Raw genomic sequence first — 26932 nt, forward strand, 5'->3', positions numbered from 1 at the left:
CCATGACTGCCGCCTGGCGCCGCCTCAAGCCGACGGCGCTCGCGCTGATCGTGCCGCTGCTGCTGCTCGCCTTCTGGCAGATGGCGACGGCGAACCAGTGGACCCGGCTGATCCCGACGCCGTACCAGGTCGCGGAGTACATGGTCGACTTCGCCTGGGGCGGCATCTACGACGATGCCTACTCGGCGACGCTGCTGACGCACCTGCTGGCGTCGATGAGCCGTGTCTATGGCGGCTTCGCGCTCGCCGCGATGTTCGCGCTGCCGATCGGCCTGCTGATCGGCCGCATCCCGGCGGCGCGCATGGTGCTCGATCCCTTCCTGCAGTTGATGCGGCCGATCCCGGTGACGGCCTGGCTGCCGCTGTCGATGATCCTGTTCGGCCTCGGCGCGAAGTCGGCTTTCGCGCTGGTCTGTCTCGGCGCCTTCTATCCGATCCTGCTCAACACCGTGTTCGGCGTGCGCTCGGTCGATCCCAAGCTGTTCGAGGCGGCGTCGATGCTGGGCTGCAAGGGCAACGCGCAGTTCTTCAAGGTCGTGCTGCCGGCCGCGACGCCGTCGATCTTCACCGGCCTGCGGCTGGGCCTCGGTCTCGCCTGGTTCGTGATCGTGGTCGGCGAGATGACTGGCGTGCCGCAGGGCCTGGGCGCGGTGATCATGGACGGCCGCACGCTGTCGCGCACCGAGCTCGTGATCTGCGGCATGATCGTGATCGGTGTCGCCGGCTACATCTCGGACCGCATCGTCGTGGCGACCGGCAACCGCCTGCTGCGCTGGAGCCTCACCCACCATGGCTGAGTTCCCGATCATCGAGATCAAGGGCGTCGACAAGGTCTTCAAGCTGCAGGACCAGACGATCCACGCGCTCGCCGGCGCCAACCTCACCATCGCCAAGGGCGAGTTCGTCTGCCTGATCGGCGCCTCGGGCTGCGGCAAGTCCACCCTGCTACGCATCATGGCGGGCTTCGAGCAGCCGACCGCCGGAGAGGCGCTGATGTGGGGCAAGCCGATCGACGGGCCCGATCCGACGCGCGGCATGGTCTTCCAGGACTACGCGCTGTTTCCGTGGCTCTCGGTGCGCGACAACATCGGCTTCGGCCCCGCCTCGCGCGGCCTGCCCCGGAGCGAGGTCAATGCCATCGCCGACAAGTTCGTCGAGCTGGTGGGCCTGCAGAAGTTCGCGTCGGCCTATCCGCACCAGCTCTCGGGCGGCATGAAGCAGCGCGTGGCGATCGCCCGCGTCCTGGCCAACGACGCCCAGCTGGTCCTGATGGACGAGCCGTTCGGCGCGCTCGACGCCATGACCCGCGAGCGCCTGCAGGACGAATTGCTCGAGATCTGGGAGCGCACCGGCCTGACGGTGGTGTTCGTGACCCACTCGATCGAGGAGGCGATCTTCCTTGCCGGCCGTGTCGTGGTGATGACACCCGGCCCCGGCCGCATCGAAAGCGACAATGCCCTCGACCTGCCGCGGCCGCGCGACGTCGCCAGCCCCGAATTCAACGCCATCCGCCGCGCGCTGGGCGCGAAATTGCACAGCCACCACGGCAAGAAAGCGGCCGCGTAAAATCCCTCCCCATTCAAATGGGGAGGTGCACGCGTCATACGCGGGCGGAGGGGTCATGGGCCGCAGTCTCGATTGTTGCCTATGACCCCTCCGTCGCCGTATGACGGCGACACCTCCCCATCTGAATGGGGAGGCAGAAGACAGGGATGACATGGCGAACAAAGTCTACAAGGACGCGAAGGCGGCGCTCGACGGCCTGCTGCGCGACGATCTGATGCTGATGTGCGGCGGTTTCGGCCTTGTCGGCGTGCCCGACAAGCTGATCGCGGCAGTGCGAGACTCAGGCGTGAAGGGCCTGACCTGCGTCAGCAACAATGCCGGCATCGACGGCGCGGGCCTGGGATTGCTGCTCGAGACCGGCCAAGTGAAGAAGATGATCTCGTCCTACGTCGGCGAGAACAAGACCTTCGCCAAGCTCTATCTCGAAGGCAAGCTCGAGATCGAATTCAACCCGCAGGGCACCCTGGCCGAGCGCGTGCGCGCCGGCGGCGCCGGCATCCCGGCCTTCTACACCAAGACCGGCGTCGGCACGCAGGTTGCCGAGGGCAAGGAGACCAAGACCTTCGACGGCGAGGAATACGTCATGGAGCGCGGCCTGTTCGGCGACATCGCGCTGGTGAAGGCGTGGAAGGGCGACAAGTCGGGCAACCTCGTGTTCCGCAAGGCCGCGCGCAACTTCAACCCGATGATGGCGACCGCCGCGAAGATGTGCGTCGCCGAGGTCGAGGAGCTGGTCGAGGTCGGCCAGCTCGATCCCGACCATATCCATACGCCGGCTGTCTACGTGAAGCGCATCTTCTGCGGCGCGCCGTACGACAAGAAGATCGAGCAACGCACCATTCGCAAGGCTTGAGGAGACCGACCATGGCCTGGACCCGCGATCAGATGGCGGCGCGCGCCGCCAAGGAGCTGAAGGACGGCTTCTACGTCAATCTCGGCATCGGCATCCCGACGCTCGTTTCCAACTACGTGCCGGAAGACGTCGACATCACCCTGCAGTCGGAGAACGGCATGCTGGGCGTCGGCCCCTTCCCGCTCGACAACCAGGTCGATCCCGACATCATCAATGCCGGCAAGCAGACCGTGACCGAGGTCAAGGGCACGTCCTACTTCAGCTCGGCCGACAGCTTCGCGATGATCCGCGGCGGCCACATCGATCTGTCGATCCTGGGCGCGATGGAAGTCGCCGAGAACGGCGACCTCGCCAACTGGATGATCCCGGGCAAGATGGTGAAGGGCATGGGCGGCGCCATGGACCTGGTCGCCGGCGTGAAGAAGGTGATCGTCACCATGGAGCACGTCTCCAAGGACGGTCAGTCGAAGCTCCTGAAGGAGTGCACCCTGCCGCTCACCGGCCGCCGCGTGGTCGACATGGTGATCACCGAGTTCGGCGTGTTCTCGATCGACAAGCACGGCCCGGGCGGCGTCACGCTGGTGCAGCTCGCCGACGGCGTCACCGTCGACGAGATCAAGGCCAAGACCAAGGCCGCTCTCACCATCGGACCGACCGTCAAAGCGTAAAGCATCAGCCTTCTTCCCCTTGCCGGAGTCCGGCAAGGGGAAGTGCCCTCGTCATACGAAGGCGATGGGGTCATGAGTCACACATTGCGGCCTCCGACCCCTCCGTCAGCGTAAGACGCTGACACCTCTCCCGATGACGGGGGAGGAACGCGGTCTCGCGCCACGAACGAAGCACTGAAAAGGAGAGTCGAGTCGTAGTCGAAGCACAGGCGCGCTATAATCGTACCAACGTACGGACAACGTACGAAATCGAGGAGGAACGCCGGAATGTTGTCAATGGAGCACAACGACATCCTGACCCGGGTCGGTCCGGGCACGCCGATGGGCGAGCTGATGCGGGAATACTGGATTCCCGCCTGCCTACCGAACGAGCTGAAACCCGACGCCACGCCGACGCGCCTGAAGCTGCTGGGCGAGAAGCTGATCGCCTTCCGTGACAGCCAGGGCCGCATCGGCATCATGGATCACCGCTGCCCGCATCGCTGCGCGTCGATGTTCTTCGGGCGCAACGAAGAGGGCGGCGTCCGCTGTGCCTATCACGGCTGGAAGTTCGACGTCGACGGCAACTGCCTCGACCAGCCGAACCTCCCCGAGGACGCGCGCTTCACCGATCGCGTCAAGGCCAAGGCCTACAAGGTCGCCGAGAAGGGCGGCATCGTCTGGGTCTACATGGGCAAGCGCAAGGTGCCGCCGCCGCTGCCGGCGCTCGAGGTGCTGAGCCTTCCCGACGACGAGCGGATGGTCATGTGCCACATGCGCGACTGCAACTGGCTGCAGTCGCTCGAAGGCGACATCGACACCTCGCATTTCGGCTTCCTGCATGTCGGCGGCGTGCAGGCCGACGACGTCGATCCCGACAGCATGCACCGCTGGGGCGTGCTCGATCGCGCGCCGCGCTACCACGTCAAGGAGACCGACTGGGGCACGATGTACGATGCCTATCGTCCGGCCGGTCCCGGCAGCCATTTCCATCGCTTCGCCCACTACATGTTCCCGTGCTTCGCGCTGGTGCCCGACGGCACCTTCGGCAACATGATCCAGGCGACGCTGTCGGTGCCGCTCGACGACAGCCACACCATGACCTACGTCTGCGCCTGGTCGAAGCGCGACATCGCGCTGCGCACGCTCAAGGACGGCAGCACCATCCCGGGCGCGGCGCTGATCCGCGATTTCCTGCCGGACACCACCGACTGGCTGGGCCGCTGGCGGCTCAAGGCCAATCGCGACAACGACTACCTGATCGACCGCGAGGAGCAGGCGAGCGGAAAGTCGTTCTCCGGCATCCAGGGCATCGGCCAGCAGGACCAGGCGATGGTCGAGAGCATGGAAGGCCCGGACGAAGGCATCGTCGACCGCGGCTTCGAGAATCTCGCGGTCAGCGATCGCATGATCGCCATCACCCGCCGGCGCATCGTCGCCGCGGCGCAGGCGCATCAGAAGGACGGCACGGTCCCGGCGACCGTCGACCGGCCCGAGCTGACGCGCGGCGCGCGCGGCGGATCGTTCGTCTGCTCCGACACGGTCGACTGGCTCGACGCCTATGCCGAGGAGCTGCGCAAGGCGCAGAGCCCGGCCGGCTTCCTGCTGCAAGCCGCCGAGTAGCGACGGCCGAACGGGCGCGACGCCGCGACACAAGCGGCGCGCGCGAAATGCAAGACAAGGAGGACACGTCATGCAGGACAACTCCGTCCGCCCGTCGCGCCGTGCCGTCATCGGCACGCTGGCGCTCGGCGCGCCCTGGATCCGAAGCGCATCGGCGCAGCCGGCCCAGGGCGTCTCACCGCAGCTCGCCGAGCTCTACGAGAAGGCCAAGCCCGAGGGCGAGGTCACGATCTGGGCGCCCGGCGCGCCGTCGGTGCAATGGATCCCGGCGGAGTTCGCCAAGCGCTTCCCGGCGGTCAAGGTGACCTGGCTGGGCGACCAGCAGGCGAGCTCGCGCCTGATCGCCGAGCAGCGCGCCGGCCGGTACGCGACCGACGTCTGGACCTTCTCGCTCGGCGGCACGCTCGAGGTGCAGAAGCGCGGGCTGCTGGTGAAGCAGGACTGGCGCCAGTACGGCGCGCAGGATCGCGACATCTTCTGGGACGGCGAAGCGGTCTGCAATCACAACTACGTCTACGCACCGCTCTACGCCAAGGCCAAGCTCGGCGAGGAGCAGGTGCCGCGCCAGTGGGACGGGCTGCTCGATGCGCGATGGAACGACAAGCTGGTGTCGGACAGCTTCCTGCTGCCGCGGCTCGGCGGCTATCTCGCCATCGACTGGGGGCTCGAGCGCACCGAGAAGTGGATCAAGACGCTGATCGAGCAGCGCAAGCTCCTGGTCACCACCTCGCCGGTGTCGAACTTCCTCAAGACCGGCGAGCGCCAGCTCGCGGTCGCCGAGAGCGTCAGCGGCGGCTTCCTGATGAACAAGGACGGCCTCAATGTCGGCTACCGCATCATGGAGATGGTGCCGGCGACGCAGTTCGTGCTGGGCCAGGTCAAGCAGGCGCCGCATCCCAACGCCGCCCGGCTGCTGATCGCCTGGCTGATCTCCCCCGAAGCCAAGATGCTCTACGAGAGCTTGGCCGGCCAGGCCGACATCCGCGCCAACTCCAACTCGCCGCTCGCCAAGGAGATCAAGGCGGCCGGCGCCAAGGTGATCTACGAGGATGTCGAGACGATGAACCAGCGTGCCGAGTATTACCGCAAGCTGATGTCGATCGTCCGCGGCCAAGGTTAGGTAAGGCTAAATGGCGGTCCAGGCCGAACCAGCAACGGCCGTTCCCGTCGCGCGGCGCAGAAGGCGCGGCCAGCTCGGCTGGGTCGGCGGCATCGCCGTCACCTTCGCGGCCCTCGCCGCGCTCTACCTGGTGATGGCGCCCTTGCTGGCGCTGCTGTCGACCGCCTTCCGCGGCCCGAGCGACCTGCTGCCGTTCGAACCGGGCGCGCACTGGACCGTCGACAACCTGCTCGAGGTCTATCTCGGCACCAACCTGCTCTCCACCGTGCTGCCCAGCACCGCGATCTTCGTGCTGGGCTCGGTGGTGGTGACCTTCTTCACCGCCTTCACCCTGGCCTGGCTGGTCGAGCGCACCGACCTGCCGTGGCGCACCACGATCTTCACCGTCATCCTGTTCCCATTGCTGGTGCCGGGCATCGTCATGGCCTTCGCCTGGACCCTGCTGTTCGCCCCCAACGCCGGCTGGGTGAATGTGGCCCTGCGCGCGCTTCTCGGGCTGGAGGGCAACGGGCCGATCGACATCTTCAGCATGGCCGGGCTGATCCTGTGCCAGGGCATCGCCTCGGTGCCGTTCGTCTTCCTGCTGCTGGGCGCTGCGATGCGGACCATGAACCCGTCGCTCGAGGAAGCCAGCAGCGCCTCGGGTGCGCGGCCGATCACGACCTTCTTCCGGGTCACCCTGCCGGTGCTGCGACCCGGCGTGCTGGCACCGCTGATCCTGGCCATCCTGGTAGCGCTCGAGCAGTTCGAGATGCCGCTGATCATCGGCTTTCCGGCGCGCATCAACGTCTTCAGCACCCGGCTCTATTTCGACCTCAACCCGGAAGACGAGCTGCCGGCCTACGGCAAGGCCGCCGCGGTGGCGCTGCTGTTCCTGGTCGCCGCGATCGCGCTGCTGCTGGTCTACAACCACCTGATCCGCCGCGCCGAACGCTTCGTGACGGTGACCGGCAAGGGCTACCGGCCGACCCGCTACGCGCTCGGACGCTGGCGCGTGCCGGCGCTGGCCTTCGTCGGCTTCTACCTGCTGGTCGCCGCCCTCCTGCCGGCGGTCGTGCTGGTCTGGACGAGCTTCGCCGGCGGCAGCAACGACGTAGGGCTCGACGCCTACCGCACCCTGCTCGCCGACAACCGCTTCTGGCCGGCGGTGCGCAACACCTTCGTCGTTGCGGGCCTCAGCGCCGGCCTGATCACGTTGATCGGCGCGCTGCTGGCCTGGCAGATCCTGCGCCTGCGCTTCCCGGGCCGCGCCGCGCTCGACGTGGTGAGCTTCCTGTCGATCGGCATCCCGGCCGTCATCACCGGCTTTGCGGTGATGATCCTGCATCTCACCATCCCGATCGGGATCTACGGCACGGTGTGGATCCTGGTCCTCGCCTATTCCTACCGTCTCGCCGTCTCGACCCGGCTGTCGCGCGCGGCGCTGATCCAGATCCATCCCGAGCTGGAAGAAGCCTCGATAGCGTCGGGCGGGCGCTGGCTTGACACGATCGGCCGCGTGGTGCTGCCGCTGCTGGCGCCCTCGCTGATGGCGAGCTTCCTGTTGCTGTTCATCGTCGGCTTCCGCGAGTTCACCATCCCGATGATCCTGCAGTCGCAGGACAACTGGGTGCTGAGCGTGATCATGTGGAAGCTGCAGTCCGACCGGCAGACCGCGCAGGCCGCCGCGGTCGGGACGATGATCCTGCTGTTCGTCGCGCCGGTGATCTTCGTGCTGCGCCGCCAACTGCTGTCCCGCCAGGGAGACGCCTGAGAGATGCTGACCGTCCGAGGCCTCACCAAGAGCTACGCCACCGCCGACGGCAGCTTCCAGGCGCTGAAGGGCATCGATTTCGAGATCCCGGCCGGCGGCTTCTACACGCTGCTGGGCGAATCGGGCTGTGGCAAGTCGACGACCTTGCGCTGCGTCGCCGGGCTCGAGGAGCCCGACGGCGGCTCGATCTCGATCGGCGGCGAAGTCGTGACCGACACGGCGCGCGGCCTCCACGCGCCGGCCTTCGAGCGCGACATCGGCCTGGTCTTCCAGTCCTACGCGATCTGGCCGCACATGGACGTGTTCGCCAACGTCGCCTATCCGCTCAAGGTGGCGCGGCCGCGCCTCGGCGCGCCCGAGATCAAGGCGCGTGTCCTGGAGGCGCTGCGCCTGGTCGGCATGGAGGACTTCGCCGGCCGCCAGGCGACCAAGCTGTCGGGCGGCCAGCAGCAGCGCGTCGCCTTCGCCCGCGCCCTCGTCCGCCGGCCCAAGCTGCTGCTGCTCGACGAGCCGCTCTCCAATCTGGACGCCAAGCTGCGCGAGCAGATGCGCTTCGAGCTGCAGGAGCTGATCCGGCGCACCGGCGTGACGACGCTCTACGTCACCCACGACCAGTCCGAGGCGCTGGCGATGTCCGACACCGTCGCAGTGATGTCGGCCGGGCGCATCGTGCAGAGCGGCGCGCCGCGCGAGGTCTATGGCCAGCCCGACAACCGCACGGTGGCCCATTTCCTCGGCAGCGCGAACTTTTTGCGCGGCAGGGTCATCGAAGCAGGCGATGGCCTGGCGACCGTCGTGCTGGCGGAGGGAGCCGTCGAGATCCGCGTGCCGTCGCGCGTCGCCCTGTCGGCGGGTGCGGCGGTCGACGTCATCTTCCGGCCGGAGGACGTGACGACGCATCTCGATCCCGCCGGCGGCGCCATCGAATGCTCAGTCGAGCGGGTCGTCTTCCAGGGCGGCATGAGCGAATACCAGCTTCGGCTGGGATCGACCCTGCTGCGCACCGTCGTGCACCCGTCGGTCAGCGCCCAGCCCGGCGACCGCGCGTGGATCGCGATCAGGCCGGAGCGCTGCATCCTGTTCGCGGCGGGCTAGCTCACCACTTGGCCAGGAACTGCCGGAGCGGCTCGGCGCCGGGGTTGGTGTAGCGGCGGTCGACCACGATCGCCTTGCCGGTGGCGCCGGAGCCGTAATAGAGCGCGTTCCAGTCGTCGTCGGCGTCGATGTAGGAGCCTTCCAGCGAGGCGCCGGCGAACAGGCCGTTTGAGCTCGAGAAGGCCACGATGTCGGTGCCCAGCGCCGCCGTGCTGCCGCCCTCGATGCCGGCGCCGACCGCGACCATGGTGACGCCGGCCTCGGCGCCGAACTTGAACTTGTGGTCGAGGATGGCCTGCAGGCCCTTCTCGGTCAGGATGATGAACACGATCTCGCTGACCTTGCCGCCGACCTGCAGGCCGACGCTGCCCGAGCCCATGCCGTAGAAGGCGGGGTAGCTCCAGTTGCCCGGGTTGACCCGGCTCATCAGCACGCCGCGGCCGCCGGCGGCGCCGATGATGAAGCCGCCCTGCACCAGCTCGGGCACGATCATCACCCCGCGGGCCTTGGGCATCAGCTTGAGGACGTCGGGATAGTCCTTGCCGCTCAGCACCTTGCTGGCCGAGCGCAGGCTCTGGTCGACCAAGGATTGGCGCTTGGCGTCGGCGTACGCCACGGTCGGCAAAAGAAGGGCGGCCGCGGTCCCAGCCAGGACGGATCGGCGATCGAGCATCGTTTCGGCTCCTTTTTGGATCGTGACCGACACCGAGGGAGCGCCTTCAGGGCCACGATAGCCGAATCATACCACGATTCAGGGCCGAATTGGGGCGGGCCGGTCCTTCAAAGTGAGGGCCAAGCCCGCGGTCATCAAAATGACTCGGTCGGCCCGCTCGGCCATCCGCATGTTCAGCCGGCCCTGGGCATCCCGGAAGGCGCGGCCCAGCGGCGTGTCGGGGACGACGCCCAGCCCGACCTCGTTGCTCACGAAGACCACCGGCACGCCCAGCCCCTCGAGGGCGCGCACCAGGTCGTCGGTCGCCTCGTCGACGTCGCCGCCGCCCAGCATGACGTTGCTGAGCCACAGCGTCAGGCAATCGACCAGCACCGGCCAGCCGTGCGCCGCCGCCGAGGCCAGCGCCTCGTCGAGCTTCAGCGGCTCCTCGATGGTGCTCCAGTTCGAGCCGCGGCGGGTGCGATGGGCGGCGATACGGGTCGCCATCTCGACATCGCCGGCCTGGGCGGTGGCGACGTAGACGGCGGGCTGCGGCTCGCCGCCGTTCAGGCTGCCGCTGGCAAGCTTCTCGGCGTGCGTGCTCTTCCCCGAGCGCGCGCCGCCCAGCACCAGCGTCACCGGCGGCAACGGGAAGGCCCTGACATGCTCCATCAGGCCCTTCTCTGGTCGACTCGCGCGCGGACCAGCCAGCAGGCGCCGGCGAGCTTCACGCCGTCCCCCGTCGCGTAGGGTTTCAGCGCCTCGGCGATGGCTTCCTTCGCCTTGGCGATCTGCTCGGGCGCCACGTCCTTGAACGCCCGCGCCAGGGGGCCGAAGTCGCCGATGTTCTGCATCACCGACGGGATGTCCTTGCCCTGGTTCAGCATCAGGTCGACCGGCTCGATCGACAGGCCGGTGAAGCCCGCCTGGCCGAGGATGCGCTCGACCCGCGCGCGGTCGCCGAAGGAATACTGGCCGGGCTCCTCCGGCCCCGGCCGCTCGATCGGCGGCAGGAACGGCAGGGCGGCGCGCATCGGCACCGCGGCCCACGGGTTCTCGGGCGGCGTGCGCCAGCAGATGAAGACCAGCCGGCCGCCGGGCTTCATCGCGCGGCGGATGTTGGTGAACGCCGCGACCGGGTCGCCGAAGAACATCACGCCGAAGCGCGAGAAGACCAGATCGAACGACTGGGCCTCGAACGGCCAGGTCGTCGCATCGCCGACCGCGAACGCTGTGTTGGCGAGCCCCTGCGCCCGGGCCGCCGCCACCAGCGGCTCGGAGATGTCGACGCCCAGCACATGGCCCTTGGCGCCGACCGCCGCGGCCAGCGCCGCCGTCGTGCCGCCGGTGCCGCAGCCGATGTCGAGCGCGCGCTCGTCGGGCTGGGCGTTGGCGGCGGCGAGCACCGCCTCGCCGAAGCCCTGGATGCCGCGCTGGATGCGGTCGTACGCACCCAGCCACATCGTGCCGCCAGCACCCTTCCAGTAGGTCGCCTGCTCGGCGGCCAGCTCGTCCTTGGTCTTCATGCCTTGCTGCCGCCGCCATGCGCAGGGATCACGATCTCGCGCGGCATGTAGTTGGTGAAGGCGACCTTCCAGGCATGCGCCGGATCGGCGAGCTCGAAATGCTCGATCAGGGTGATCGACACGTTCTCGATCTCGAAGCGCACCGCCGCCTCGGGATGCATGTTGAAGGCATGTGCAAGTGCCGCGCGGATCGTACCGCCATGCGCCGTCGCCACGATGTCGCGGCCGCGATACTTGTCGGTCAGCCGCTCGATCGAGCGCACGGTGCGCTCGCGCAGGTCGCTGAAGCTCTCGCCGCCCGGCGGCCGGAAGTCCGGCGGCGCCAGCCAGAACAGATGGCCGTTGCCCGGCTTGTCCGTGATCTCGGCGTAGGTGAGACCCTGCCAGTCGCCGAACGACTGCTCGGCAAGATCGGGATCGATCGCGACCTCGCCGAACTCCGCGCCGGCGCGGCCGAGATACTCGGCGGTTTTGCGCGCCCGCAGCAGGTTGGAGGAGTACCAGACCGCGCCCCTGGGCAGCATCTTCGCCTGGTGCTTGAACAAGGTCTCGTTGCTGACGTCGCAATCCTTGTCGAACTGGCCGTAGCAGCGGCCTTCCGGATTGGGTACCGGCGCGTGGCGGACCCACCACCAACGCGTCACCAGTCCCGTATTCTTGGGCGCCAGCGCCATGACAACTCCTTGCTAGTGATGCAGCAGCCTAATGAGAAAGGAAGAGGGCCGCGACGACGAGGAAGGCGATCTCCGCCTTCTGCTGCACGGCGCCCAGGGTGTCGCCGGTATAGCCGCCGAGGCGGGCCGCGATCCAGCGCGAGGCGTACCACGCCGCGCCGATCGCCGCGGCCGGCGCCAGGATCGCGACGAAGAAGCCCTTGCCCAGCAGCAGCAGGAAGGCGACGCCCGCGCCGATCGCAATCGTCAGCCAGACATCGTTGTCGGTCGGCTTGCCGGCCTGCGCGCCGAGGCCGTCGGCATGCACCGGCGAATAGGCGAGCAAGGGATAGGCCAGCATCGCGCGCGACATCGCATGCGCGCCGATCAGCACGACCAACCCAGTCGATCCGGACAGCGGCGCGAGACACGCCACCTTCACCAGCACCGAGAGCGCCAGCGCCAGCACGCCGAAGGTGCCGTTGCGGCTGTCGCGCATGATCTCCAGCCGCCGCGGCGGCTCGAGCGCATGCGGGCCGAGGCCGTCGGCGGTGTCGGCCAGGCCGTCTTCGTGCAGGGCGCGTGTGATCAGGACGGCGGCGCCGACCGCCAGCACGGCGGCGAGCCAGCCGGGCCCGGCCAGGCCGCGCATGATCGCGAACACCAGCCCGGCGGCGAGCCCGACCGCAGCGCCGATGAAGGGCAGGACCGGCAGCACGTCGGCGAGCTGCCAGCGCGGGATGCCCGTCTCCAACCGTATGCCGGTGAAGAAGGTCGCTTGCTCCTTGAAGGCCTGCAGCCAGTCGTCGAAGGAGGAGGGCCGGGCGCCAAGGGATCGACCGTCGAAGTCGTGGGGGCTGGTCATGGTAGGGCAAATATAGGATGGTCCGCGCCCGCTATGAACGCCCCTCCTTCGACCTCCGGCTCTGCCCCGTCCTTCGAGGAAATGCGCCGGATCCTGCGCGACCTGCCGGGACCCGACCTCGAGGCGCAGACCAAGGTGGTGGCCCGCCAGACCGAGCTCACCAAGCCGCCGGGGTCGCTCGGCCGGCTGGAGGAGCTGGCCGAATGGCTGGCCGCCTGGCAGGGTCGCGCCCAGCCGCGCATCGAGCGGCCGCGCATCGCGGTGTTCGCCGGCACCCACGGCGTGGCCCGGCGCGGCGTCTCGGCCTATCCGCCGGAAGTCACCCAGCAGATGGTGAAAAACTTCCTGTCCGGCGGGGCGGCTATCAACCAGCTCGCGGGCACCATTGACGCCGACCTGCGCATCTACGAGCTCGATACGGGGCATCCGACCGAGGACTTCACCCAGGTGCCCGCCATGAGCGAGGCGCGCGCGGCCAATGCCATGGCCTACGGCATGATGGCCGCCGAGCCCGGCATCGACGTGCTGTGCCTGGGCGAGATGGGCATCGCCAACACCACGGCCGCGGCCACCCTGTGCGCGGCGCTGTTCGGCGGCAGCGGCGCCGACTGGGCCGGCCCCGGCACCGGGGTCCAGGGCGCCGTCCTCGAGAACAAGATCGCGGTGATCGACGAGGCGCTGGCCCGTCATCGCGATGTCATCGCCGCGCACGATCCGCTCACGCTGCTGGCGACCGTCGGCGGCGAGGAGCTCGCGGCGATCGCCGGCGCCATCGTCGCCGCCCGCATGGGCCACATCCCGGTGCTGCTCGACGGCTATGCCTGCACGGCCGCCGCCGCCGTCCTGTTCGCGGCGGACCGCCGCGCGCTCGATCACTGCAAGGTGGCCCACCGCTCGGCCGAGCCGGGCCATGCGCGGCTGCTCGACAAGATCGTCCAGCGGCCGCTGCTCGACATGGACATGCGCCTGGGCGAGGCCTCGGGTGCAGCCCTGGTCGTGCCGATCCTCAAGGCGGCCTGCGCCTGCCACAACGGCATGGCGACCTTCGCCGAGGCGGGCGTCAGCGGCAAGGCATGACCCGCAAGCGCCGGACCAACGATCCCGACGGCGTCCGCCGCAACATTCTCGAGGTCGCCACGGCCGAGTTCGCGCAGCGCGGCTACAGCGGCGCGCGGGTCGACGCGATCGCCAACCGCACGCGCACCAGCAAGCGCATGATCTACTACTATTTCGGCAGCAAGGAGCGGCTGTACCTCGCCGTGCTGGAAGCCGCCTACTCGGCGATCCGCCGACAAGAATCGACGCTCGAATTGGAGCACCAGCCGCCCGAGCAGGCGTTGACCACGCTGGTCGCCTCGACCTTCGACTACTACCACGCCCATCCGGAGTTCGTGCGTCTCGTGATGAACGAGAACATCATGGACGGCGTCCACATGAAGCGGTCGAAGGCGATCGGCAAGCTCAACGTCACGGTGATCGACGCGGTGCGCCGCATCCTGGCGCGCGGCGAGCAGGACGGCACCTTCAAGCGCGGCATCGATCCGATCGAGCTGCACATGACGATCAGCGCGCTCGGCATCTTCAACGTCGCCAACCGCGCCACCTTCTCCACCATCTTCAAGCGCGACATGAGCTCGCCCAAGGCTCTGGCGACGCGGCGGGATGAGATCGTCGGGATGATCCTCCGGCACGTCCGCCCCTGACTCCAGCCCGAATTGACAAAATGAACCAAACGGTACATTTGTCGGGCATAAGAGCGTAGTGGAGGAAATATGATGGGCTTGAAGTGGGCGTTCGCGGGCCTGGCCGCGGCCGGGCTGTGGGCGGGAACCGCGGCGGCGCAGGACATCGTCATCCCCAACATCATCGAGCTGTCGGGCGGCGGCGCCACCGTCGGTGCGATGTGGAAGAACGGCTCGAGCATGGCCGTGGAAGAGATCAACGCCGCGGGCGGCATCCTGGGCAGGAAGATCAAGCTCGAGTTCGTCGACACCGCGTCAGACCCCGGCAAGGCCCGCGCCGCCATGCAGCGCGCCCTCGACGACAAGCCGGTCGCGGTGTTCGGCCCGATCTACTCGGGCTCGGTCAGCGCCACCCTGAAGATGACGGCCGAGGCCGAGGTGCCGCAGATCATGGGCGGCGAGGCGGGTCCGCTGACGGCGCAGGGCAGCAAGTACATCTTCCGCACCTCGTTCGGCCAGAACGTGTCGATGCCCAAGATCGCCAACTACCTGCGCGACGGCATCAAGGCCAAGAGCGTGGCCGTGGTGTTCGTCAACAACGACTTCGGCAAGGGCGGCCGCGACGCCATCGTCAAGGAGCTCGGCGCGCGCGACATCAAGGTCGTCGCCGACGTCTCGACCGAGGCAGGCCAGGCCGACTTCGCCGCCGACGTGATCAAGGTCAAGGGCGCGAATGCCGACGCGGTGTTCGTCTACCTCAACGAGGAGGAGAGCGCCCGCTTCCTGCGCGAGGCCAAGAAGCAGGGCCTGAACAAGCCGCTGATCGGCGAGACCACGCTGCTCGGCCAGAAGGTGATCGAGCTGGCCGGCGACGCCGCCAACGGCGTCAAGGGCCATGTCGGCCTGACCGTCGACGCGCCGGTCCCGGCGATCCAGGAGTTCGGCAGGAAGTACGAGGCCAAGTACAAGTCGAAGCCCGACCACAACGGCGTCAAGGGCTACATCGCGCCCTACATGATCAAGGCCGCGGCCGAGAAGGCCGGCAAGCTCGACGGCAAGGCGATCGCCGCCGCGCTGCACGGCCTGACCATCACGCCCGACAAGGTGCCCGGCATCCTGATCGAGGCGACCTGGGACGAGTCAGGCGAGATCGACCGCATCTCGTTCCTGGGCGAGGTCAAGGACGGCAAGCAGGTCATCACGGAGACGCTGCCCAAGCTGAAGAAGTAACAGCGGGCAGATGAAGAATTTCTGTCATCCTGAGCGGAGCGAAGGATCTCATGCTGCCAGCGCCATGAGGTCCTTCGCTTACGCTCAGGACGACAGGCAATGACCGATCTCCTCCAGCTCCTGATCGCCGGCCTCGCCACCGGCGCGATCTACGCGCTGGCGGCGATCGGCTTCACGCTTCTCTGGCAGACCTCGCAGACCATCAATTTCGCCCAGGGCGAGTTCGTCATGGTGCCGGCCTTCTTCGCGCTGATCGCGATGAAGCTCGGCATCCCCTACGTCGCCGCCCTGGTGGTGGCGATCCTGATGTCGATGCTGCTGCTGGGTGCGGCCTTCCGCTACGCCGTGGTCGGGCCGCTGCTCAATCGCGGCGTGCTGCCGCTGGTCATCTCGACCATCGCGCTGGGCATCATCCTGAAGGAGTCGGTGAAGGATATTTATAGCGCCGAAGCGCAAGTCTTCCCGACCCTGCTGCCCGACCGCAACGTCACGCTCCTGCCGGGCGTCACGATATCGCTCGCCCAGATCGGCGTGCTGGTCGTGGCGCTGATCACGATCGGCGGCCTGCAATGGTTCCTCGCCGGCACGCGCACCGGCCGGCAGATGCAGGCGACGGCGCAGAATCCGACGGTCGCCCGCATCCTGGGCGTGCCGGTCGAGCGCATGATCCTCTACACCTTCCTGATCAATGCCGGATTGGCGGCGATGGCCTCGATCCTGGTCTCGCCGATCTACCTCGCCAAGTTCTCCAACGGCGAGACGTTGGGCCTGATCGCCTTCGTCGCCGCCATCGTCGGCGGCTTCAACCAGGTACGCGGCGCGATCGCCGGCGGCCTGCTGGTCGGCGTGCTCGACAATCTCGCGGCGGCCTATGTCTCGACCGCCTACCGCCAGGCCATCCCGCTGATCCTGCTGGTGCTGGTGATCCTGTTCCGACCGCAGGGCCTGCTCGGCCGCAAAGAGGAGCGCGCGGTATGAGGACCTTCCTCATCGCGCTCGCGCTGCTGGTCGTGCTGGCGCTGGTGCCGGCAGACCTGACCGGTCTCGGCCTCCCCTATCCCGGCCTCAAGCGCTATGGCACCTACATCCTGACGCTGTGGCTGGTGACCGCCATCGCCGCCATGGGCGTCAATTTGATCGTGGGCTACGCCGGCCAGGAAACGCTGGCGCAAGCGGCCTTCGTCGGCATCGGCGCCTATCTCACCGCCATCGCCGGCAAGCACGGCGTGCCGTTCGGCATCTCGTTTGCCGCCTCCGGCCTGCTGACCTTCGTGATCGGCATCGCGCTCGGCTTCCCGGCTCTGCGCGTCCAGAAACACTACCTCGCCTTCGTCACCCTCGCCTTCTCCGTGCTGTGCTGGCTGGTGTTCCGCAACGAAACGGCGATCACCGGCGGCGTCATGGGCCTGCGCGACATCGAGCGGCCGATCCTGTTCGGCCTCAAGCTGCGCAACGCCCAGACCTTCTACTGGTTCGTGCTGGCGATCACGGCGGTGATGACCTTCGTGCTGTGGTGGATCGTGCAATCGCCGTGGGGCCGCGCCTTCACCGCCCTGCGCGAGAACCCGCTGCGCGCCGAGAGCCTGGGCGTCGACGTCCGCCTCTACACCCTGCTCGCCTTCGCGCTCGGCTGCGCCTACGGCGGCATGGCGGGCAGCCTCTACGCGCCGCTGGTCGAGTTCATCGATCCCAGCCCGTTCGCGCTGGGGCCGTCGCTGCTGTTCATGCTGATGGTGGTGATCGGCGGCTCGGGCACCTTCGCAGGCCCGTTCGTCGGCGCCGGCGTCGCCGTGCTGCTGCCCGAATGGCTGCGCGCCTGGGAGACCTGGTACCTGCTGATCTACGCCGCGCTGGTCATGATCATGATGGCGCTGTTCCCCGGCGGCATCGTCGGCCTGGCAAGGGTCTCCGTGCGCAAGAGGCAGCCGTGACCGCCCGCCTCGAAGTGCGCGACCTCTCCAAGGCGTTCGGCGGCGTGGCCGCGGTGCAGGGCGTCAGCTTCGACGTCCGCGACGGCGAGATCCTGGGCGTGATCGGCCCCAACGGCTCGGGCAAGTCGACGCTGTTCAACTGCATCCTGGGCCAGCTCCTGCCGAGCGCCGGCACGGTTGCGCTCGACGGAAGCGACGTCACCGGCCTGCGCCCCTCGACCCTCAACAGGCTCGGCGTCAGCCGCACCTTCCAGCTCCTGCAGGTCTTCCCGCGGCTCACGGTGCGCGAGAACCTGATCCTCGCCGGCCAGGAGCATCGCGGCTCGCGCCTCGGCCGCCTGTTCGGCGCGCGCGATGCGGGATTGGGCCCCGAGGCCGACCGCATGCTCGAGTTCTTCCGCCTCGGCGCGTTGGCGCACGAGCAGGCCGGCAGCCTGAGCTACGGCCAGCAGAAGCTGCTCGATGCCGCGATGGCCTTCATGTCGGGCTCCCGGCTGGTGCTGCTCGACGAGCCGGCAGGCGGCGTCAACCCGACCATGCTGGCCGGCCTGCGCGACCGCCTCGCCGAGATCAACAGGGTTGGCGCCACCTTCGTGGTGATCGAGCACAACATGGAATTCGTGATGTCGCTCTGCACCCGCCTGATCGTGCTGGCCGAGGGCCGCATCATCGCCGAGGGCTCCCCGGCCGAGGTGCGCACCAATGCCGCCGTGATCGAAGCCTATCTGGGGCACTGACATGGCGGACGATCCGATCCTCACCCTGCAGGACATCGTCGCCGGCTACGGCCGCATGACGATCCTCAACGGCCTCTCCGCAAGCATTCAGCGCGGCGCGATCACGACCGTGATCGGCCCCAACGGCGCCGGCAAATCGACCCTGTTCAAGACCATCTTCGGCCTGCTCGGCGTGCGGTCCGGCACGGTCACTTTCGACGGTGCGAACACCACCGGCCTGGCGCCGCGCCGCATGCTCGACCAAGGCGTCTGCTACGTGCCGCAGGGCCGCAACCTCTTTCCCGAGCTGTCGGTGAGGCACAATCTCGAATTGGGCGGCGTGACGCTGGCCGACCCGTCCGGCCTGCCCGACCGCATGGCCGCGATGATGACACGCTTCCCGATGCTGAAGGAGAAGGCCGACGCCCAGGCCTCGACCCTGTCGGGCGGCCAGCAGAAGCTGCTCGAGGTGGCGCGCGGGCTGCTGCTGGAGCCCAAGCTGATGCTGATCGACGAGCCGTCGATCGGCCTGTCGCCGCTGATGGTGCAGGAGGTGTTCGGCATCCTGCAGGCGCTGCGCGATGGCGGCATGACCATCCTGCTGATCGAGCAGAACGCGCGGCAGGCGCTGGCGATCTCCGACTACGGCCTGGTGCTGGAGCAGGGCCAGACGCGCATGGAGGACCGTGCCGCAGCGATCCTCGCCGATCCGCGCATCGCCCAGCTCTTCCTGGGCGGAGGGCTGGCCGCATGAACCGCATCCTTGTCGGCCTGATCGGCGCCAACATCCAGCAGTCGCTGTCGCCGGCCCTGCACGAGGACGCCTTCGCGGCCATCGGCATGGTGGGCCACTACCATCTGATGGACGTCGACACTCTGCCCGGCCGCACCCTGCCCGAGCTGCTGGCGGCGGCGCGCACCGCGGGCTTCGCCGGCGTCAACGTCACCTTCCCGTTCAAGGAGGCGGTGATCCCGCTGCTCGACGACGTGTCCGACGAGGCTCGGCAGATCGGCGCGGTGAACACCGTGGTGATCGACGCCAGTGGCCGCACCACCGGCCACAACACCGACCGCTCGGGCTTCCGCACCGCCTTCGCCGAGTCCTTCGGCAAGGACGCCGCACACGCCCAGGGGGCGCTGCAGCTCGGCGCCGGCGGGGCCGGCCGCGCCGTGGCCTTCGCGCTGCTGGACCTCGGCGTCGCCTCGCTGCGCATCTACGACCGCGACCACGACCGCGCGCGCAAGCTCTGCGCCGACCTGGGCGAGCGCGCCCAGCCGCTCGACGCGCCCGAGCCCGCGGCCGCCGCAGCCGCAGCCGCCCTCATCGTCAACGCCACGCCGATCGGCATGCAAGGCCATCCCGGCCTGCCGATGACGCCCGAGGTCGTGCGCGCCGGCCAGCTCGTGGCCGACGTGATCTATACGCCGCTCGAAACCGAGTTCCTGAAGGCCGCCAAGAAGCGTAAGGCCCTCACCATGGGCGGTGCCGGCATGTGCGTGCATCAGGCGGCCGACGCCTTCCGGCACTTCGCGGGACGCACGCCCGACATCGCGCGCCTGAAGCGCATTTTCGCAGCGGCGGCAGAACGTCGAACCGCAGGAGGACTCGCATGAAGACCTCGATCGCGACGGTTTCCTTGAGCGGCACCCTGGGCGAGAAGCTCGACGCCATCGCTGCGGCAAAGTTCGACGCGGTGGAGATCTTCGAGAACGACCTCGTGACCTTCAACGGCACGCCGGCCGACGGGCGCAATGCCTGCCGCGAGCTCGGCCTCGACATCGTCACCCTGCAGCCGTTTCGCGACTTCGAGGGCATGCCGGCCGGCCAGCGCGAGCGCGCCTTCGCCCGCGCCGAGCGCAAGTTCGACACCATGCAGGAGCTCGGCACCGACCTGCTGATGATCTGCAGTAACGTCTCTCCGGAGTCGCTCGGCGGCATCGACCGTGCCGCCGCCGACCTGCGCGAGCTGGGCGAGCGCGCGGCCAGGCGCGGCCTGCGCATCGCCTTCGAGGCGCTGGCCTGGGGTCGTCACATCAACGACTACCGCGATGCCTGGGAGGCGGTGCGCCGCGCCGACCATCCGGCGGTCGGCTTGGTGCTCGACAGCTTCCACATCCTGGCGCGCGGCACCGATCTCTCGACCATCCGCTCGATCCCGGGCGATCGCATCTTCCTGGTGCAGCTCGCCGACGCGCCCCGGCTGCAGATGGATTACCTGTCGTGGAGCCGCCACTTCCGCAACTTCCCCGGCCAGGGCGAGCTGCCGGTGCTCGACTTCATGCGGGCGTTGCAGTCGACGAGCTATGACGACGCCCTGTCGCTCGAGATCTTCAACGACCAGTTCCGCGCCGGCTCGGCGCACAGCGTGGCGATCGACGGCCATCGCTCGCTGCGCTTCATGATGGACCAGCTCGGCACCAGCACCCTCGCGCTGCCGCCGCGCGCCAGGGCCGAGGGCGTGAGCTTCATCGAGTTCTCGGCCGACGACCAGGACGCGCCGCGGCTGGAAGCGCTGCTGGCCGGGCTGGGCTTCCGCCGCGCCGGGCAGCACCGCTCCAAACAGGTGACGCGCTGGACCCAGGGCGACATCAACCTCGTGGTCAACCGCGAGAAGGAAGGCTTCGCCCATTCCTTCAACCTGGTGCACGGCTCGGCGGTGTGCGCGCTCGGCCTCGCCGTCGGGAACGCCGCCCAGACCTTCGAGCGCGCCACCCTGTTGCTCGACCAGCCGTTCCACCAGGCTGTCGGCCCCGGCGAGCTCGACATCCCGTCGGTGCGCGGCGTCGGCGGCAGCCTGATCTACTTCCTCGACGAGGCGAGCGACCTCGGCCGCGTCTGGGAGATCGAGTTCGCGCCGACCGGCGACACCGGTAACGAGGCCGGCCTGACACGGGTCGATCACATCTCGCAGTCCATGCAGTACGACGAGATGCTGAGCTGGCTGCTGTTCTACACCTCGCTGCTCGACCTCGACAAAGTGCCGCCGCAGGAAGTCGCCGATCCCGGCGGTCTGGTGCGCAGCCAGGTGATCGAGGCGGCCGACGGCAGGGTGCGCTTCGTGCTCAACGCCTCGCAGAGCCAGCGCACGCAGTCCTCGCGCTTCCTGTCGGAGCTGTTCGGCTCGGGCGTGCAGCACATCGCGCTCGCGACCCACGACCTGATGGCGACGATCGCGCAGCTCGAGAAGAACGGCGTGCGCCTGCTGCCGATCCCGGAGAACTACTACGACGACCTCGAAGCCAAGACCGACCTCTCGCCCGACCGGCTCATGGCCCTGCGCGCGCACAACATCCTCTACGACCGCGAGGGCGACGCGGAATATCTGCAGGTCTATACCGAGACCTTCGACCAGCGCTTCTTCTTCGAGATCGTCCAACGCATCGGCTATCGCGGCTACGGCGCGGTCAACGCGCCGGTCCGGCTCGCCGCGCAGGCGCGGCTTTCTTCTCCTCTCCCCCGATAGGGGGAGAGGAATATGAGCGCCAGCGCTTCTCGATCGCCTGCACAGCCTTTTTCATGCTGCGCAGGTAGCGCCGCGCCGCGATCTCCGGCGTCATCGCCGAGCTGAAGAACACCAGGTTGAGCGCGCCCAGTACCGGCCGGCCCTCGATCGGCAGGGCGATGGCGCTGATACCAGCCTCCGTCTCGCCAATCGACCAGGCGTACCCCGCCTTGCGGGTCTGCGACAGCAATCGGTCGATCAGTGCGCGATCCTTCGCCATCGCGGCCTCCTCTGGGGCCGACGCGGCCACGATCTCCAGCATCTCGCGCCGCAGGGCCGGCGGCGCGGCGCTCAGGAGGGCGCGGCCGAGCGCGCTGCGCACGAACGGCCGGCGGCGGCCGACCATCGAGCGATGGACGGCCAGCGGGCTGAAGGAGTGCGTGCTTTCGTGGATCAGGACCGTGCCCTGGTCGAACACGCCGAAGTCGCTCGGCCACGAGACCTCGTCGAGCAGGGTGAACATCGGCGGCAATGCCGCCTGGCTCGACAGGTCGCGGGTCGAGACGCCGTCGCTCAGCATCCGCACCTGGGCGGTCAGGCCGAACAGCGCGCTCGCGCGGTCGAAGGTGACGAAGCCGTCGGCCTGCAGGGTCTGCAGCAGGCGGTAGCAGGTCGTGCGGTGGAGGCGGCTGCGCTGCGCGAGCTGCAGGACGCTCAGCGGGCCGCCGACATTGAGCTCGCGGATCAGCGCCAGGCCGCGCGACAGGGAGCGGACGGAACGGTGTGTCATGTCGATGTTCGCCTCGCGAACATTTCAGATTCCCCGCTGGAAGCCAAGCCCGAGTCCGCGAGGATAGGGACCACGGAGGCGAGACATGCCGATCAAGACGGGAAAGCAGTACGTCGACTCGCTGCGCGACGGGCGCAAGCTCCATATCGACGGCAAGGTCGTGACCGACGTGACCGCCTATGCACCTTTGCAGGGCATCATCGGCACCATCGCCGGCTTGCACGACGACCAGCACGATCCAAAATATCGCGGCATCCTCACCTATCGCTCGCCATCGACCGGCGATGCGGTAAGCAAGACCTACCTCGAGGCGAAGACGCACGACGAGCTGAAGCAGCTCGCCGGCTGCTTCCATCTCCGGGCGCTCCGGACCTTCGGCCTGATGGGGCGGCTGACCGATTTCATGTCGGGTTTCCTGGTCGACAACGCAGTGGCGCTGCGCCTGATGGGCCGCACCGAGGCGGCGGCACGCGCGCAGGGCCTCGTCGAGCTGTGCCGCGAGACCGACGCCCAGGTCACCCACGCGCTGATCGATCCGCAATCCGACCGCTCGACCCTCGATGCGCCGGCGCAGGCGGTGCACCTGGTCGAGCGCACGAACGATGGCATCGTGGTCAGCGGTTGCCGCATGCTGTCGACGCTCGCGCCCGTGTCGAACGAGTGCTACGTCGGCCCCTATTACCCGCGCAAGCCGGGCGAGGACAGATACACGCTGGCCTTCGTCGTGCCGATGAATGCGCCGGGCCTCACCACGCTGGCCCGCGAAAGCTTTCACCAGGGCCACGGCGCCTTCGACCGGCCGCTCAGCAGCCGGTTCGACGAGGGCGACGCCATCCTGATGTTCGACAAGGTGTTCGTGCCGAACGAGCGCGTGGTGATCGACGGCGACCTCGAGGCCTACAACAACCTGCTGCGCGTGCGGCCCGGCTACACCTCGATCCAGGCCTGCACCCGCTCGACCATGAAGCTGCGCTTCCTCGCCGGCATGGCGACGGCGATCGCCAAGGCCAACGGCCGGGACAAGCTGCCGCGCTTCCAGGCGGCGATCGGCGAGCTGATCGCCCTGGTCGCCATCGCCGAAGGCATCCGGAGTGGCGCCATCGCCGACACCCTGCGGCGGGTCGAGGCCTTCGAGCGCGGCGAGACCGGCATCCACGGCGACGGCCTCAGCGAGCCCACGGCGCTCGCCAGCCCGGCCAATGCCGCGATCAACTTCTTCTTCCCCTACGCCAACACCAAGGCGGCCGACGTGCTGCGCATCGCCGCGGGCTCCGGCGTGCTGGCGATGACCGAGGCCGACTATGCCCATCCCGACGTGCAGCCGCTGATGGACCAGTGGCTGATCGGCCCCGACATCGATGCCCGCCGCCGGCTGGAGCTGGTCAAGCTCGCCTGGGACATGACCGGGACGGAGTTCGGCAGCCGCGCCGGCCTCTACGAGCGCCTCTATTCCGGCGATCCCGAGATCAACGCGCAGCGCTGGTTCGCCAGCCCGATCACGAAGGACTGCGAGGCGCTGGTGCAGAGGCTCCTGCAGGCGTAACCCTGCGCCATGTTCGGCGCGACCCATTGGCAAGAGCTGATCGGGCAAGGCTACATCGTGGTCGCCGGTGCGGTCGTCGGCCCGCGCCTGCGCGCGGCCCAGGCGGCGGCGGCCGCGCTCAACGACAGCCATCCCGACGGCGGCTGGAAGATCGGCTCGACCGAGCTGTGGCGCGAGATCCATCGCAGCGAGCATCCCGCCTTCCTGGCGATCGCCGCCGAGATCTTCGACCCGCTGGCCGAGGCGCTGCTCGAGTCGGTGCGGCTGGGCGACCGCCTGCAGCTCGCCTCGACCCTGCCCGGCTACCGATCCGACGGCGGCATCGGCAAGCACTTCCATATCGACGGCGGCCGCGGTCCGTCGCTCGCGGTGTTCAACCTGCTGTTCGGCGTCGCGCTGACGCCGGTCGATCAGAACAGCGCCGGCGGCCTGCATGTCCTGCCGGGCTCGCATGAGCGCTTCGCCGAAGCCTTCCGGCGCCAGCCCACCGATGCGCCGGTCCATTGGGGCGAGGTGAAGCTGGCCACCCTGCGTGCGCTGCTGGCCGAAGGGGCGCCGATGGCGGTGTCGCATCTGCAGCCGGGCGACCTCGTGGTGGCGCACGGCTTCCTGATCCATGGCGTCTCGACCAACGCCTCCGACCGCCGGCGCGACATGCTCTACCAGCGGCGCGTCGCCCGGCCCTTGGTCGAGCCCGCGACCCAGGCGCAGGCGCGGCTCGCTTTCATGCGCGACCCCTGGTCGTATTTCCGGCGATCCTGAAGAGGGCAGCGGAAACCTCGGAAACCGCGCTAACCTGCCCATAGTTCCGGATTGACCTCCCAGCGGCGCCGGGGCCGACCGCCGCTGCGGGCTGCTTGCGTTGGGATCAGGCGCACCACCCCGTACTGCTCCAGCCGTTCGATCACGCTCTCCGCCGTCTCGGCATTGGCGGTATCGCCGAGCGCCTCGCGCCGGACGTCCTCACGCGACACCACTTGCGGCCGCGTGCGCTGCAGCCAGCGGCCGACGCGCCGGACCCGGCGCTCGGCGATCGTCGGCGACGCCTGGCCGAACACCGCCTGGGCATGCGGCCAGTAGTAGTCGCGCCACAGCGCGTGCGCGCGCTCGACATGCCGCTCGTCGACGGTCGTGCACGGTACCCGGGCATCGCCCGCGGCCCAGTCCATCAGGCTGAGCAGCCCGGCGAGGCGGACGATGGTGCCCGCCGCCTTGCCGATCCACGCCGCCTCCGCGCCGTCGGCTTCGCGCATGAACGCCCGCAACGGCGGCAGCAGCGCCTGCAGGCGATCGATGGCCGCGTCCTCCAGCGCAAGCGTGGCCGGCTCGCAGATGGTGCCGGGCAGGTCGACCAGCCGCTGCAGCAGCCGGGACACGGTCTCGCCTTCGCCAGTCGCGCGGTCCAGCCGGGCGTCGAGCCCCGGCACCGGCCAGCAATAGAGAAGGCGCGACAACAGGCCGTCATCGACGCCGCTCAGCGTCTCCGCCAGCCGGTCGGCCTGCAGGGTGCCGAGGATCGACTTGGCCCAGCGGGCGTCGCGCTTGCCGACTTCGAGAAACTTGGCGCAATGCGACGGATCTCCGGTCCATCCGGCGACCACGACGGGACGGTCCTCCTTGTCGCGAGACATCGCGCCGAGCCAGTCGCAATCGTCGAACCAGCGCGAGAGGCCGCGATCCAGCATCCACGCCGTCAGCACCGGTCCGTCGCGCGGCGGCTTCTCCTCGACGACCGGCGGATCGGGCGGTGCCTTGACGCTGCCGAGCAGACGGCGCCCGGCCACCAGCGCCGCCGTCTTGCCGGTCGACGGCGCGCCGACCAGCGCCTGCCACAGGACGAGCGGCTCGCGCCAATGCGGCGTCACATCGACCACCATGCGCGACCCGCACACCGCCGACACCGCCGCCAGCAGGGCCTGGGCGACGTAGTCGATGCAGGTCGAGGCCAGCGCGTAGCCCTCGATCCAGGACCGCCACGCCTCGGGAATGACCTCGAGCGGAAACGGCGGCGGGACGGCCCGGCGCTCCCTTTGCAGGAAACGCCGATCGAGTTCGGGCCACGGCGCGCAGGCCGTCTCCGCGACCTCGGGATTGGCGATGGACATGACGCGTACTCCTTCGGCGCCGACCAATGGCGCCGTGCGCGCGGAGTCTACGGGCGCGTAAGGAGAACACCTATTATGGGCATTGGACGCGAAAATCCGCGTGGAGAATCAAGCGGAGTTTTCCGTTCCAATGCCCATAAAGCGGCTCCGTCCGGATGTGTTATCCACAGGGGGCTGGTCGAGGCAATGGGACGAGATTCTGGTCCAACTGCTTTGCTTGAGAGCGTTGTGATAACATCACTTCGTGAGCCGTCCCGCTTCGCTCGTACGAGGATTGCGAACCTATCGTGTCAACGCGAAGGCGCGCGCCCCTCTTGTGGAATACATGACGAGCGCTCTTACCAGCTCCGGCTGCAGGATCATCCATATCTCTTCCCCGGAAGAGGCACCGTTTATCGTTGTCTTCGAGACTCCCAGCCGGGAGCGGATGGGCGTCGTTGCATACGCGTTCCTTGCGACTCGTACGCCAACGAAGAACCGTCCTGCTGATGAGAGAAGCTTTCAGATCAAATATGGAAGCAAGGAGGACTATGCCGACGTGAACAGCCATGAGCTCTGGCAAGACCCGTCGGGCATGTTCACAACCCTTCTTATAGGCATCGATCCAAAAAGCGGCTTTTGCATATCGGCCGACCCGATCGTCCACAGTCCCACAAAGTTCTTCATCAGGCTGGAATTCAAAGACGAGCACGCGGAGGCCGTCTTGGATCGAGGCTGGCACACATGGCAACGAATCAAGCGAAGCTCACCGATTGACGCGCCTCGTGTGGAAACTTTGATCGGAGTCACCAAAGAAAAGCTTCTTGATCTCGTCCGATTCGAGCGTGCAGCGCGTGGGCTTGATCCTGGAAACCGCCTCATCTTGGCAGAATCTCAACGGTTGGCTCTCCCGACCTCCCGGGCCCGGGTGCAGACGCAAGATTCCGCTGTCATGCAGACAGCTTCCCGACATCCGCTCGTGAAACAATTCGGCCTCGAGCCGGACGAGATCTTATACCAGCCGACGAAAATCCTGACTCTTGCGAGATTTGAGTTTCCCTTCGCTGCAATGTTCGATTCTGTGTCTCCGGTCGGCGTATTGCGGCGGAGGACAGCATGGGGCTCAAGATCGAGGTGACGCGGCTGGAGCTGTCAGCGAC

At 68.2% G+C, this 26932-nt stretch carries 27 protein-coding genes; 20 read left to right on the plus strand and 7 right to left on the minus strand.

The window, feature by feature from the left end; all coding sequences use genetic code 11:
* Nucleotides 1–2: 2 nt before the first annotated feature.
* The 8 genes from J0J01_RS08885 (at nt 3) to J0J01_RS08920 (ending at nt 8657) form a co-directional block, all read left to right on the plus strand.
* Entirely contained in the window at nt 3–797 is a 795-nt protein-coding gene (locus J0J01_RS08885; RefSeq protein WP_296379909.1) for an ABC transporter permease, read from the plus strand.
* The gene (locus tag J0J01_RS08890; RefSeq protein ID WP_296379910.1) at nt 790–1566 is read left to right on the plus strand and encodes an ABC transporter ATP-binding protein; all 777 of its coding nucleotides are present in this window, start codon (nt 790–792) and stop codon (nt 1564–1566) included. Before J0J01_RS08885 ends, J0J01_RS08890 begins: the two co-directional genes overlap by 8 nt.
* A 151-nt stretch (nt 1567–1717) precedes the next feature.
* On the plus strand, nt 1718–2419 hold the full coding sequence (locus J0J01_RS08895) for a CoA transferase subunit A (protein ID WP_296379911.1): 702 nt from the start codon (nt 1718–1720) through the stop codon (nt 2417–2419).
* An 11-nt stretch (nt 2420–2430) separates the two neighbouring features.
* Nucleotides 2431–3087, plus strand: coding sequence for a CoA transferase subunit B (locus tag J0J01_RS08900; protein ID WP_296379912.1), 657 nt, complete (start codon nt 2431–2433; stop codon nt 3085–3087).
* Nucleotides 3088–3354: 267 nt separating this feature from the next.
* Nucleotides 3355–4689, plus strand: a complete 1335-nt coding sequence (locus J0J01_RS08905) for a Rieske 2Fe-2S domain-containing protein (protein ID WP_296379913.1) — start codon at nt 3355–3357, stop codon at nt 4687–4689.
* A 70-nt stretch (nt 4690–4759) separates the two neighbouring features.
* A complete protein-coding gene (locus tag J0J01_RS08910) occupies nt 4760–5809 on the plus strand; it encodes a substrate-binding domain-containing protein (protein WP_296379914.1) in 1050 nt (349 codons plus the stop codon).
* Between the two features lie 10 nt (nt 5810–5819).
* On the plus strand, nt 5820–7562 hold the full coding sequence (locus J0J01_RS08915) for an iron ABC transporter permease (protein ID WP_296379915.1): 1743 nt from the start codon (nt 5820–5822) through the stop codon (nt 7560–7562).
* A 3-nt stretch (nt 7563–7565) separates the two neighbouring features.
* Nucleotides 7566–8657 (plus strand): ABC transporter ATP-binding protein, encoded by a 1092-nt coding sequence (locus J0J01_RS08920; protein WP_296379916.1) that lies wholly within the window; start codon nt 7566–7568, stop codon nt 8655–8657.
* Nucleotide 8658: 1 nt separating this feature from the next.
* On the opposite strand, the gene J0J01_RS08925 is transcribed toward J0J01_RS08920, so the two are convergent.
* From J0J01_RS08925 to cobS, 5 genes are all read right to left on the minus strand, one after another.
* Nucleotides 8659–9330, minus strand: coding sequence for a lipid-binding SYLF domain-containing protein (locus J0J01_RS08925; RefSeq protein ID WP_296379917.1), 672 nt, complete (start codon nt 9328–9330; stop codon nt 8659–8661).
* Nucleotides 9331–9408: 78 nt separating this feature from the next.
* A complete protein-coding gene (gene cobU, locus J0J01_RS08930; RefSeq protein ID WP_296379918.1) occupies nt 9409–9981 on the minus strand; it encodes a bifunctional adenosylcobinamide kinase/adenosylcobinamide-phosphate guanylyltransferase in 573 nt (190 codons plus the stop codon).
* Entirely contained in the window at nt 9981–10835 is an 855-nt protein-coding gene (locus J0J01_RS08935) for a class I SAM-dependent methyltransferase (protein WP_296379919.1), read from the minus strand. The genes cobU and J0J01_RS08935 overlap by 1 nt, the downstream gene beginning before the upstream one ends.
* Complete coding sequence (locus J0J01_RS08940) at nt 10832–11509, minus strand: histidine phosphatase family protein (protein ID WP_296379920.1); 678 nt, start codon at nt 11507–11509, stop codon at nt 10832–10834. Before J0J01_RS08940 ends, J0J01_RS08935 begins: the two co-directional genes overlap by 4 nt.
* Nucleotides 11510–11537: 28 nt before the next feature.
* A complete protein-coding gene (gene cobS / locus J0J01_RS08945; RefSeq protein ID WP_296379921.1) occupies nt 11538–12353 on the minus strand; it encodes an adenosylcobinamide-GDP ribazoletransferase in 816 nt (271 codons plus the stop codon).
* A gap of 81 nt (nt 12354–12434) precedes the next feature.
* Between cobS and cobT the strand changes: the two genes are divergently transcribed.
* From cobT to J0J01_RS08990, 9 genes are all read left to right on the plus strand, one after another.
* A complete protein-coding gene (cobT, locus tag J0J01_RS08950; RefSeq protein WP_296379922.1) occupies nt 12435–13430 on the plus strand; it encodes a nicotinate-nucleotide--dimethylbenzimidazole phosphoribosyltransferase in 996 nt (331 codons plus the stop codon).
* The gene (locus tag J0J01_RS08955; protein WP_296379923.1) at nt 13427–14056 is read left to right on the plus strand and encodes a TetR/AcrR family transcriptional regulator; all 630 of its coding nucleotides are present in this window, start codon (nt 13427–13429) and stop codon (nt 14054–14056) included. Before cobT ends, J0J01_RS08955 begins: the two co-directional genes overlap by 4 nt.
* 69 nt (nt 14057–14125) lie before the next feature.
* Nucleotides 14126–15265 carry an ABC transporter substrate-binding protein gene (locus tag J0J01_RS08960; protein WP_296379924.1) on the plus strand — a complete coding sequence of 380 codons (1140 nt, stop codon included), beginning with the start codon at nt 14126–14128 and terminating at the stop codon, nt 15263–15265.
* A 99-nt stretch (nt 15266–15364) separates the two neighbouring features.
* On the plus strand, nt 15365–16243 hold the full coding sequence (locus J0J01_RS08965) for a branched-chain amino acid ABC transporter permease (RefSeq protein WP_296379925.1): 879 nt from the start codon (nt 15365–15367) through the stop codon (nt 16241–16243).
* Entirely contained in the window at nt 16240–17196 is a 957-nt protein-coding gene (locus J0J01_RS08970) for a branched-chain amino acid ABC transporter permease (RefSeq protein ID WP_296379926.1), read from the plus strand. Before J0J01_RS08965 ends, J0J01_RS08970 begins: the two co-directional genes overlap by 4 nt.
* Complete coding sequence (locus J0J01_RS08975) at nt 17193–17933, plus strand: ABC transporter ATP-binding protein (RefSeq protein WP_296379927.1); 741 nt, start codon at nt 17193–17195, stop codon at nt 17931–17933. Before J0J01_RS08970 ends, J0J01_RS08975 begins: the two co-directional genes overlap by 4 nt.
* Before the next feature lies 1 nt (nt 17934).
* Complete coding sequence (locus J0J01_RS08980) at nt 17935–18666, plus strand: ABC transporter ATP-binding protein (protein WP_296379928.1); 732 nt, start codon at nt 17935–17937, stop codon at nt 18664–18666.
* Nucleotides 18663–19526, plus strand: a complete 864-nt coding sequence (locus J0J01_RS08985; RefSeq protein ID WP_296379929.1) for a shikimate dehydrogenase — start codon at nt 18663–18665, stop codon at nt 19524–19526. Before J0J01_RS08980 ends, J0J01_RS08985 begins: the two co-directional genes overlap by 4 nt.
* The gene (locus J0J01_RS08990; RefSeq protein ID WP_296379930.1) at nt 19523–21376 is read left to right on the plus strand and encodes a sugar phosphate isomerase/epimerase and 4-hydroxyphenylpyruvate domain-containing protein; all 1854 of its coding nucleotides are present in this window, start codon (nt 19523–19525) and stop codon (nt 21374–21376) included. Before J0J01_RS08985 ends, J0J01_RS08990 begins: the two co-directional genes overlap by 4 nt.
* Here the strand turns inward: J0J01_RS08990 and J0J01_RS08995 are convergent.
* Complete coding sequence (locus J0J01_RS08995; RefSeq protein WP_296379931.1) at nt 21318–22145, minus strand: IclR family transcriptional regulator C-terminal domain-containing protein; 828 nt, start codon at nt 22143–22145, stop codon at nt 21318–21320. The two genes, J0J01_RS08990 and J0J01_RS08995, sit on opposite strands and share 59 nt — an antisense overlap.
* An 85-nt stretch (nt 22146–22230) precedes the next feature.
* Between J0J01_RS08995 and J0J01_RS09000 the strand changes: the two genes are divergently transcribed.
* A complete protein-coding gene (locus tag J0J01_RS09000; RefSeq protein WP_296379932.1) occupies nt 22231–23688 on the plus strand; it encodes a 4-hydroxyphenylacetate 3-hydroxylase N-terminal domain-containing protein in 1458 nt (485 codons plus the stop codon).
* Between the two features lie 9 nt (nt 23689–23697).
* Nucleotides 23698–24450 carry a phytanoyl-CoA dioxygenase family protein gene (locus J0J01_RS09005; protein WP_296379933.1) on the plus strand — a complete coding sequence of 251 codons (753 nt, stop codon included), beginning with the start codon at nt 23698–23700 and terminating at the stop codon, nt 24448–24450.
* A gap of 29 nt (nt 24451–24479) precedes the next feature.
* On the opposite strand, the gene J0J01_RS09010 is transcribed toward J0J01_RS09005, so the two are convergent.
* On the minus strand, nt 24480–25793 hold the full coding sequence (locus J0J01_RS09010; protein ID WP_296379934.1) for a DUF3987 domain-containing protein: 1314 nt from the start codon (nt 25791–25793) through the stop codon (nt 24480–24482).
* A gap of 244 nt (nt 25794–26037) precedes the next feature.
* On the opposite strand from J0J01_RS09010, the gene J0J01_RS09015 reads away from it, so the two are divergent.
* Complete coding sequence (locus J0J01_RS09015; RefSeq protein ID WP_296379935.1) at nt 26038–26910, plus strand: hypothetical protein; 873 nt, start codon at nt 26038–26040, stop codon at nt 26908–26910.
* The last annotated feature ends 22 nt before the right edge of the window (nt 26911–26932 follow it).

Origin of the sequence: Reyranella sp., from assembly GCF_017305915.1 — a bacterium.
Lineage (GTDB): Bacteria > Pseudomonadota > Alphaproteobacteria > Reyranellales > Reyranellaceae > Reyranella.